We start from the raw sequence: 931 nt of genomic DNA, 5'->3' as shown, positions 1-931 counted from the left end.
TTACTCGTCTGACGAAATAGTTCCGCATTGGTTAATCTACTGGCGTATTCAAGAGCCCCTTCTCTACGAATTTGTTCACGCTTTGCATATTTTTCATTCCAAGTGATCAAGACTTTCTCCTCAACGACGGGAGAGTCTTTTCCGGTTCCTAGTTTTCGCTCTCGAATATAGGATTTCTTAGCGAAGGTTTCATCTGTGTTGAAGTGCCACCCTTCTGAATCCAGAATTCGTTCCTGAATGTCCTTTGGAGCACCTCTTTTTCCTCGATGTTTCTGAGAGAAGAGCCAACCATCACCTTGCTCTAACATGACTGAAATGTTAGTTTTACTATTCATAGCCTTATCTGCCACAACGACAATTCTCTCGATGCCGAATTGTTTTTTTACTTCCTCAACTGCTGGGAGATAGGTAACAGGGTCTGTTTGATTTCCTCGAAAGAGCTTGTAGCTAATGGGAATTCCATTTGTGTCCATAAAGAGCCCCAGTTGAACAATTGGTTTAGGTCGATGTTCTTTACTAGGTCCTCGTCTACGCAAACCAACTTTAAGAAGCTCTCCATCTTCAGAAATTTCCTCCTCATCAGGAATGTCGGTTTCAAAATAATAGTTAGTCACATCGTAGAATACAAGGCGTCCTTCCCGATTGGTTAGGCGGCTGATTTCTTGATGGAGATGAAGTTGGATATCCTCCTTAAAATCGTTTAACTTATCAAGTAGACGATAAACTGCGTTCAAGTTAATATCCCAATCTCCAAATAAATCTTCTTGAGATTCAAAAGTCGCTAACTTACTGTCTGGTTTTAAAATTCGCTGGAAGACAAGGAGTTTTAATGCTTTTGTCAAGTCGAATTTGGCATTTGTTTTTAGCTGCTTCATAAAATTGGGAAGCCGTAACTCTTCAAAAATATCATCAAATACCATCCAGCCATAAG

The 931-nt window shown here is 40.2% G+C and carries 1 protein-coding gene; it reads right to left on the bottom strand.

Annotated elements, in window-relative coordinates; translation table 11 throughout:
• Positions 1-931 (bottom strand): IS1634 family transposase (locus tag ACXM1Q_RS09260; RefSeq protein WP_458517806.1); only part of this gene is annotated, 931 nt, incomplete at both ends.

The organism is Streptococcus sp. 10F2, assembly GCF_054331515.2.
The sequence above is the reverse complement of the archived record's forward strand: the minus strand, read 5'-3'. Positions and strand labels throughout refer to the sequence as shown.